Below are 6,367 nucleotides of genomic sequence, written 5' to 3' on the forward strand. Positions count from 1 at the left end.
ATGCATCGTTGCAAGCCGCTGGCCCGAAGTCAGCTCAATGCAGGTCAAAGCCCCTCGGTGGTGTCCGGCGGGCGGGACAGGACGACCAGGCTCCGCTCCTCCACCAGGAGCGACGTCTGCGCCTTGTACTCCGTCTCGTCGCAGACGCCGTCCGCTTCGGCCGTGTCGATCAGCTTGGTCCAGCGGATGCCGAACGCGGCGTCGGGCAGCGTGAACTCCGTCGGTCCCCAGTAGCAGTTGAACAACACCAGGAAGGAGTCGTCCACGACCGTGGGCCCCTTGAGAGCGGGCGCCGAGATCTCGTCGCCGTTCAGGAACACGCCGATGGCGTGGGCGTCCGGCCGCCGCCAGTCCCTGGGCGTCATCTCCGCGGCGTCCGGCCGCAGCCAGACCAGGTCCGGCAGCCGCCGTCCCTCCTGCGTGCCCCCCTCGAAGAAGTGACGTCGGCGCAGCACCGGATGGGCCTTGCGCAGGGCGATGAGTTCGCGGGTGAACCGCAGCAGGTCCTGCTGCTCCTCGTCGAGTTCCCAGTCGATCCAGCTCACTTCGTTGTCCTGGCAGTACACGTTGTTGTTGCCGCCCTGGGTGCGGCCGAGTTCGTCGCCGTGGCTCAGCATCGGGATGCCCTGCGACAGCATCAGCGTCGTCAGGAAGTTGCGCTGCTGACGGCCGCGCAGCTCCCGCACCGACGGGTCGTCCGTGGGCCCCTCCGCGCCGCAGTTCCAGGACCGGTTGTGGGCTTCACCGTCCTTGTTGTTCTCGCCGTTGGCCTCGTTGTGCTTGTCGTTGTACGAGACCAGGTCGCGCAGGGTGAACCCGTCGTGGGCGGTGACGAAGTTGACGCTCGCGCGCGGGCGCCGGTACTCGTGCGCGTAGAGGTCTGCGGAGCCGGTCAGGCGGGAGGCGAACTCGGGCAGGGAGCGGTCGCGGGCGCGCCAGAAGTCCCGGACGCCGTCGCGGTACTTGCCGTTCCACTCCGACCACAGCGGAGGGAAGTTGCCGACCTGGTAGCCGCCGTCGCCGAGGTCCCAGGGCTCCGCGATCAGCTTCACGCGGCTGATCACCGGGTCCTGCTGGATGATGTCGAAGAAGGCGGAGAGCCGGTCCACCTCGTGGAACTGGCGGGCCAGGGTGGCGGCGAGGTCGAACCGGAAGCCGTCGACGTGGCACTCGGTCACCCAGTACCGCAGCGAATCCATGATCAGTTGCAGCACGTTCGGGTGCCGCATCAGCAGGCTGTTGCCGGTCCCCGTCGTGTCGTAGTAGCGGCTGAAGTCCTCGTCGGACAGCCGGTAGTAGGACGCGTTGTCGATGCCCCGGAAGGAGATCGTCGGCCCCTTCTCGTTGCCCTCGGCCGTGTGGTTGTAGACCACGTCGAGGATCACTTCGAGGCCCGCGGCGTGCAGGTCCTTCACCATGGTCTTGAACTCGGTGACCTGCTCGCCGAGCGTTCCGTGCGCGGCGTAGGCGTGATGCGGCGCGAAGAAGCCGATCGTGTTGTAGCCCCAGTAGTTGGAGAGCCCCTGGTCGAGGAGGAACCCGTCCTGGGTGAACTGGTGGACGGGCATCAGCTCGACCGCGGTCACACCCAGGGACGTGAGGTGCTCGATGACGGGCGGGCTCGCCAGACCGGCATACGTGCCGCGCAGCTCCTCCGGCACATCCGGATGTGTCTGCGACAGGCCCCGCACATGTGCTTCGTAGATGACCGAGTCGGTGTACGAGTACGACGGCGGCGCGTCCGAGCCCCAGTCGAAGGCGGGGTCGACCACGACCCCGCACAGCCCGTGTCCCGCCGCGCCGTTCGGGGGCGCCTGTTCGTGGATCGCGAGGGCGTAGGGGTCCAGCAGGAACGCCTCGGGGTCACACCGGTGCCCCGACGCCGGCTCCCAGGGGCCGTGGACGCGGTAGCCGTACCGCCGGCGCGGGCCGACGTCCGGGAGATAGCCGTGCCAGACGAAACCGTCGACCTCGGGCAGCGTCACCGAGCGCTCGGTTCCGTCCGGCTCCAGCAGGACCAGGTCGACCTGGGAGGCCACGGCGCTGAACAGTGCGAAGTTCGTACCGTGGCCGTCGTAGGTGGCCCCCAGCGGATAGGGGCGCCCGGCCTGGACGTCCCCGTTCCCGGGGCCCGTCGGGCGCGCCGTCACGACGTGGTTCCGGCCGTCTCGGACGCACGCGCGGCGCTGCCGGGCGCGGCCGGGGTCTGCGGCAGGGTGAGTGCCTCGCTGGACCACGGCTCCGGCTGCACGGTGGCGAGCGGCTCGCGGTCGTGATCGGTCTTGCGCAGGGAGAACCAGACGATGCGCCGGTTGTTCGTGAGGCAGCTGCCCCAGCCGTCGCTCAGTGTCGCTATCTGGTGCAGATGGGGGTGCGCGTCCTTCTGCCCGCCCTCGGAGGCGTCGGGGTGCGACACCGCGGTGATCAGGTGCTGACCGGTCCACCAGGTCTCGATCGCCACGCGCTCGACCGGCCCGGCCGCGGCCGCCTCCAGCAGCAGCCCGACCCCGCGTGTCGCCGACGTCACCAGCTTCTGCAGCCCCCAGTACCGCAGGTGGGCGGCCACGATGCGCTGCATCTGTCCGACGCGCTCCACCGAGGAGTCCACCTCGACGTGGTAATAGCGGGGATCCGTCCGGTCGTTCATGGTTCTTGCTCCTCACCACGTGACTCACGCGGCCGCCGCATCGACGTGGTCGTGCGTACGGAACGTGAGCTTGGGTCGCTCGAGAGTCAATGACCACATTCAGGTGCGTACTCCATTCGTGCAACACGAGAGTGATCGGGTGGTGACGCTCGGCTCAACAGGACGGATGGCCGATCACCCCGCACCATGGTGGAAAGCGACCGCGTGTGACGGCTCGCTTTCACTCCGTGCAGGTTCGGTGAGCCGCGGACGCGTGCGTCCGCGGATTCCAGGAGGTCGACGGATGCCATGGACGCATCACAGGTCGGCGAGGAGATCGAGGTAAAGCTGAAGCACTACCGGTGGTGGCAGAGCCGATTCCTCGCCTCTCCCGCAGACGCCCGGGTCCGCGCGCGTTTCGAGCGGTCCGTCGAGGTGCTGTGCGCCGCGACAGGTGAACGATGCGGGCGCGAGGCGGCGTCCACGGCCGAGCGACGGCTCCGGAGCACTGGAGGTGGCAGCGGTGACAGCTAGGGCACAGCTTGTTCCTGTGCAGATCGAGGACGTGCGTCCGCGTGTCCACGGCGGCCGCGGCATGGCGAAGGCCGTCGCCGGCGAGTCCTTCCCGGTCACGGCCCTGGTGTTCGTCGAGGGATCCGGCATCGTGCGGCCGCACGCCGTGCTGCGTGACCCCGAAGGCCGCACGGTCCAGTGCGTCACCATGCGCGAACTGGCCCCGGGCGAGGACCGGTGGAGCGCCGCTGTGACCCCGGCGTCCCCCGGCCGCTGGAGCTACAGCGTGCAGGCGTGGTGCGACGTCGTGGCCGCCTGGCAGCGCGACGCCGCCATCAAGGTGCCGGCGGGTGTGGACAGTGACCTCACGCTCGAAGAAGGCGCCGTGCACCTGGAGCGTGCTCTGGGGCGGGTCACCGACGAGGCGGCCAGACGGACGCTGTTCGAGGCCATCCGTGTCCTCGGCGACGGTGCCCGGGACGACACGGAGCGGCTGGCGGCGGCCCTGGCGCCCGAGGTCTGCGAGGTGCTCGCGGCGCACCCCCTGCTCGACCGGCTGACCGAGAGCGCCCCCCTGCCCTTGTGGGTGGAGCGGGAACGGGCCCTGTACGGGGCCTGGTACGAGTTCTTCCCGCGCTCGGAAGGCGCGGTAATGGAGGCGGGCGCCCCGCCGGTGAGCGGCACGTTCGCCACGGCCGCACGCCGGCTGCCGGCGATCGCCGCGATGGGTTTCGACGTTGTGTACCTGCCGCCGATTCACCCGATCGGCACGACGTTCCGCAAGGGTCCGGACAACAGCCTCACGCCGGGCCCGTACGATGTCGGTGTGCCCTGGGCCGTCGGTTCGGCGGAGGGCGGGCACGACGCGATCCACCCCGATCTCGGCACGCTCGACGACTTCGACGCGTTCGTCGGGCGGGCCCGGGCGGAGGGCCTGGAAGTGGCGCTCGACTTCGCGTTGCAGTGCTCGCCGGACCATCCGTGGGTGGAGAAGCACCCGGAGTGGTTCCAGCACCGTCCGGACGGCTCCATCGCGTACGCCGAGAACCCGCCGAAGAAGTACCAGGACATCTATCCGCTCTCCTTCGAGCAGGACCTGCCGGGGCTCATAGCGGAGACGACCCGGGTGCTGCGTCATTGGATGGCGCACGGCGTGCGGATCTTCCGGGTCGACAACCCGCACACGAAACCGGTCGTGTTCTGGGAGCACGTGATCGCGGACATCGGCCGCACCGACCCCGACGTGATCTTCCTGGCGGAGGCCTTCACCCGGCCCGCGATGATGCGGGCGCTGGCCGAGGCCGGCTTCCAGCAGTCGTACACGTACTTCACCTGGCGCAATACGAAGGCCGAACTCACCGCGTACGTGCAGGAGTTGGCGGGTGAGTCGGCGGCGGTCATGCGGCCGAACTTCTTCGTCAACACCCCGGACATCCTGCATGAGTTCCTGCAGCACGGCGGCCGGCCCGCCTTCGAACTCCGCGCGGTTCTCGCCGCGACCCTCTCGCCGTCCTGGGGCGTCTACAGCGGATACGAACTCTGCGAAAACGCTCCGCTACGGTCCGGTAGCGAGGAGTATCTGCACTCCGAGAAGTACGAACTGCGGCCGCGGGACTGGGAGTCGGCGCAGCGCGAGGGACGCACGATCGCCCCGCTGCTCACCGCGCTGAACGACATCCGGCGCCGCAGTCCGGCCCTGCGCGGACTGCGCCATGTGCACTTCCATCAGGCCGACAACGACGCCGTCATCGTGTACTCGAAACACACCGGCTCGAACACGGTCCTGGTGGTCGTGAACCTCGACCCGCACCACACCCAGGAGGCGACGGTTCGCCTCGATCGCGCACAGTTGCACGTCGGCGACCAAGCCTCGTTCCCCGTGCGCGACGAACTCACCGGGACCACCTACACATGGGGAGCGACCAACTACGTGCGTCTCGTCCCGGGGGAGTCACCGGCCCACGTCTTCACCGTCGGCTGAACCGTCCACCCATCTCCTTCATCCGCGTCCACGGAGGCCGATCCGTATGTCCACGGACGAAATGGCGCAGTTCCCGTCTCTGCCCGCCAAGACGCCTGACCCCGAGTGGTTCAAGCGTGCCGTCTTCTACGAGGTGCTCGTCCGCTCCTTCTACGACAGCAACGGAGACGGCGTCGGTGACCTCAAGGGCATCACGGCGAAGCTGGACTATCTGCAATGGCTCGGCGTGGACTGCCTCTGGCTCCCGCCGTTCTACACCTCCCCGTTGCAGGACGGGGGCTATGACGTCTCGAACTACATCGTCACGCTGCCCGAGTTCGGTGATCTCGCGGACTTCGTGGAGTTCGTGGACGCGGCGCATCAGCGGGGCATGCGCGTCATCGTCGACTTCGTCATGAACCACACGAGCGATCAGCACGAATGGTTCCAGAAATCGCGCTCCGACCCGGACGGTCCCTACGGTGACTATTACGTCTGGTCGGACGACGACACCAAGTATGCGGACGCGCGGATCATCTTCGTCGACACCGAGGCCTCGAACTGGACCTTCGACCCGGTCCGCAAGCAGTACTTCTGGCACCGCTTCTTCTCCCACCAGCCGGACCTCAACTACGAGAACCCGGTCGTCCAGGAGGAGATCCTCGCCTCCCTGCGGTTCTGGCTGGACCTCGGCATCGACGGTTTCCGTCTGGACGCGGTCCCCTACCTCTACGCGGAGGAGGGCACCAACTGCGAGAACCTGCCCGCGTCCCATCAGTTCCTGAAACGAGTCCGCAAGGAGATCGACGCCCATTACCCCGACGTGATGATCCTGGCCGAGGCCAATCAGTGGCCGGAGGACGTCGTCGACTACTTCGGCGATTTCCCCTCGGGCGGCGACGAATGCCATATGGCGTTCCACTTCCCGGTGATGCCGCGCATCTTCATGGCCGTGCGGCGCGAATCCCGCTACCCGATCTCCGAGATCCTCGCCAAGACACCGGCCATCCCCGCCAATTGCCAGTGGGGCATCTTCCTGCGCAACCACGACGAGCTGACCCTCGAAATGGTCACCGACGAAGAACGCGACTACATGTACGCGGAGTACGCGAAAGAACCGCGGATGCGCGCGAACGTCGGTATCCGCCGGCGTCTGGCGCCGCTCCTGGACAACGACCGCAACCAGATCGAGCTGTTCACCGCGCTGCTGCTCTCCCTGCCCGGCTCGCCGATCCTCTACTACGGCGACGAGATCGGCATGGGCGACA

General features: G+C 68.0%; 5 protein-coding genes. 3 read left to right on the forward strand and 2 right to left on the reverse strand.

Annotated elements, in window-relative coordinates; translation table 11 throughout:
* Positions 1-44: 44 nt before the first annotated feature.
* Entirely contained in the window at positions 45-2,150 is a 2,106-nt protein-coding gene (glgX, locus tag ABD366_RS13230; RefSeq protein WP_324767180.1) for a glycogen debranching protein GlgX, read from the reverse strand.
* Positions 2,147-2,647, reverse strand: a complete 501-nt coding sequence (locus ABD366_RS13235; protein ID WP_324767181.1) for a pep a2 — start codon at positions 2,645-2,647, stop codon at positions 2,147-2,149. Before ABD366_RS13235 ends, glgX begins: the two co-directional genes overlap by 4 nt.
* 288 nt (positions 2,648-2,935) lie before the next feature.
* Here ABD366_RS13235 and ABD366_RS13240 point away from each other — a divergent pair, with 288 nt between their 5' ends.
* The 3 genes from ABD366_RS13240 to treS form a co-directional block, all read left to right on the forward strand.
* Positions 2,936-3,160 carry a DUF5133 domain-containing protein gene (locus tag ABD366_RS13240; RefSeq protein ID WP_324767182.1) on the forward strand — a complete coding sequence of 75 codons (225 nt, stop codon included), beginning with the start codon at positions 2,936-2,938 and terminating at the stop codon, positions 3,158-3,160.
* On the forward strand, positions 3,135-5,120 hold the full coding sequence (locus ABD366_RS13245) for an alpha-1,4-glucan--maltose-1-phosphate maltosyltransferase (RefSeq protein WP_425576954.1): 1,986 nt from the start codon (positions 3,135-3,137) through the stop codon (positions 5,118-5,120). Before ABD366_RS13240 ends, ABD366_RS13245 begins: the two co-directional genes overlap by 26 nt.
* A 46-nt stretch (positions 5,121-5,166) precedes the next feature.
* On the forward strand, positions 5,167-6,367 hold a 1,201-nt coding region (gene treS, locus ABD366_RS13250), incomplete at its 3' end, for a maltose alpha-D-glucosyltransferase (RefSeq protein WP_344441739.1).

This window comes from Streptomyces kunmingensis (genome assembly GCF_039533535.1).
Classification (GTDB): Bacteria; Actinomycetota; Actinomycetes; order Streptomycetales; family Streptomycetaceae; genus Streptomyces; species Streptomyces kunmingensis.